The 2837-nt window shown below is 41.9% G+C and carries 1 protein-coding gene; it reads right to left on the bottom strand.

Features of this window, described 5'->3' with window-relative positions:
• Window positions 1-438: 438 nt before the first annotated feature.
• Window positions 439-1914 (bottom strand): YecA family protein, encoded by a 1476-nt coding sequence (locus tag KHQ28_RS25915; RefSeq protein WP_020324153.1) that lies wholly within the window; start codon window positions 1912-1914, stop codon window positions 439-441.
• Window positions 1915-2837 lie beyond the last annotated feature (923 nt).

Below are 2837 nucleotides of genomic sequence, written 5' to 3'. Positions count from 1 at the left end.
CGCTGCCGTGTGGAAATCCGCCCACCTTGCCGGGCGCTGCTGTCGTGTGGGAATCGGCCCACCTTGCCGGGTGCGTAATTGCATCGGACTTGACTACCCATTTGCATTTTACTTGGTGACCGTTTGCAGATTACTTGACCATCACCAACTAAATCTGTCCCATTAGATTTAGTTGGCGTAAGGCCTTACATCTTAACGGCTGCTGTGTGCCAGAAGCGGACGTTATAGGAAGCAATCTTTTGCCGGATTCGGTAAAACCCCAATTTTTCCGAACCGCACTCGTCCCCGCGCCGTTGTGGCGCTGATAACTACATGTAGTGGTTTTCTCAGATGCTGCCGATACTACATACAGCGGGTGCGGGGGAACCCGCAGGCCAACACTAGGGCAGAACGCGCCGGTTTCTCTGCCGCGCCATTACCGTTATACATACAATAATGCTAATTATTCGCACCATGGCACTTTTTAAATTTAACACCGGAGCCACATGGACAAGGTGTATTCCGCCCTATTTTTTCACCTTTTGATATAACTGATTTAAAGTTATCGCTCTTTGTCGTTTTAGTAGGTAAAAAATCACTTAGTATTTTGTATTCTCTTGATAATCTTTTGGCTTTTTCATTTTGCTCTTTGGTAAATTTCTCTGGGGATATGCTATATATTAGGTCTTCAGATCTTCCTTCTGTATTTTGCGGCTCTGTTGCAATAGTAATTAATTTTTTAATATGTCTGTATTTATTAAAGGCAACCTCAGCATAAGCATTTATATAAGATATACGTTGAATTCTGTAATCAGAGTAACTCAACTTGCTATCGTTAGGAAAAAAAAGGAATAAGTAAAACTTTCCAGGCTCATCGATTGATTCGACCATTCTTGACGTTCTTAGATGAGGCTGAGTTGTTTTTAATTTCTCTTTAAAGTTCTTTGAAAGGTAATATCTAGATTGCCTACTTTCTTTGGCTAATTCTCTAACACCTAATTCATGTGTAGAAAATTCAATTTCACTAAAAAAACCAACGTTAGCTGACAATATACTTGTCGAGAAGTTGTGGATTAGGTTATCCCAGAAAACGCTACCCTTTTTCATTGAGAGCTGATATTGATAATTGAAAGTGGTTTTATAGTTTTTCCATTCACCTTCCGGTATGGTCATCCCTTGATCGTTTCCAATAATTTCTTTTGATATTATGGTTTTATCACCCATAATGTAAGCAGCAAGAGTCTCTTCTTCCCCAGCGCTGACCAATAATGTTCTTTCTCTTACAACCCTCTCTTTTTCGTTAAGGTAGCCAATGAAATCAGTTGCTGTGTTTAACTCGGTTAACAGTAGTTTTAGGGCAGTCTCATCAAGTATATGGACAAAAGTCTTATCAGGATAAACGTCTCCGACACAAAATGGATTTTCTAGACATTGATGGGCGTTTAAAGGAAATATGTTAACTAAAGTAGCAGAGCTGCCTTTTTCTATTTTGTCAAAGTACGAGATCGCCGGATCTGAAATATTATTAGTGACGGCCACCAAATGAAAATTAAAAGAATTATCTATTTTAATGGGGAGGTTAACTGAGCATTCTTTGTCAACAAAAAGTCTTTCGGGATGATCTTTTATAAACTTCTCTGCGCCAAATAACTGTGTGCAAGACTGTATGACTGATTTTTTAAACCATCTCTGCCATGCAACCTTAGGATCTTTGTTTTTATTGTATGTAATAGCTTTATCGGAAAAAATTATTATATCTTTATCAAAAATAACTAATAAGTCACTAACTTCTTTCCCAATTTTATTTTTAGAGTAACCCTCATCGCTATAAACATTAGGATAAGACCAAAGACCAAAAAAAGCATCATCAGCGAACTCTATCAGTTTTTCTTCTGACTGAGTGAATCCGCTACCCCTGATTATTTTTCTAAGCATAAAACTCCATCCCCCTGCGTTGCGTGTAAGAGTCTTGTCAGTTGATAGTACACAAGTCACTGGAGACTGACATCTTTTACAATATGTTCAGGTAGGGTGATAACTAATGCACCTATCAGCCTAGGGAGTATCTATGTTCGGTAAAACGCCAAGTCTGCAAATTCTCACCTTAAAACTCTGCATTATTCGGTAAAACCCTAATTTTGCCGAAAAAAAGCCGCCCCGAAGGACGGCTATAAACCTTTCAGTTTTGCCCGTTCAGGCTTTCACCTTCACAGACTCCGGCACCATTAAAGGAACCAGTTGATCAACTGCAATACAGCCGCAATTAAGGTCAGAATAGCGATAATCAGCTCAATCATTCCCCGCACCTCCATCTCTGTGGCGCGTAGGTTACTAGGCAATCCCCTTTCCTCTAATCCGCCCATCCGGTTATGCCATTCACTTAACCAAAAGAAGAATTTCACCACGCTGCCGCCCAGGCTTCCGGGTGCGAAACCGGAAGAGGGCTATACCGTTGCCGTGTGCTTGCCCACGGTTCGGGTCCTGTTTAGTACCAAATTCGATTTTGAAGAGTCTGAACTGGCTCATCACACAGGCGGCTAAACGGGCTTTACCTCTTTGATCTGAGAGCATTATAAACGGTACAGTGGCTTATTTAATACAGGTTTGATCATATGCCGCGTTAGACGTATAATTAACATGCCAAAAGAAGAATTTCACCTCGCTGTATGCCGGATGCCCGCGAAGCATCACAGGCTACAGAGCAGATAACCCGCCTTGAGCGGGTTTTCTGCTTTATGAGGCCGCCGCCAAGCGGTTTTTTTACGCCTCGTCAGGGCATTCGGTAAAACACCTATTCTCCTGAATCCCACTTGCCGGGCGCCGCTGCCGTGTGGAAATCCGCCCATCTTGCCGGGCGC

It is taken from the genome of Klebsiella sp. 28 (assembly GCF_018223905.1).
Lineage (GTDB): Bacteria > Pseudomonadota > Gammaproteobacteria > Enterobacterales > Enterobacteriaceae > Klebsiella > Klebsiella pneumoniae.
Note: the sequence above shows the minus strand (reverse complement) of the source record. Positions and strands in the feature narration are given on the sequence as shown.

Excerpts from the sequence above, each read along its gene's own strand:
- KHQ28_RS25915 (WP_020324153.1), bottom strand. The coding sequence starts at position 1,914 with ATGCTTAGAAAAATAATCAGGGGTAGCGGATTCACTCAGTCAGAAGAA.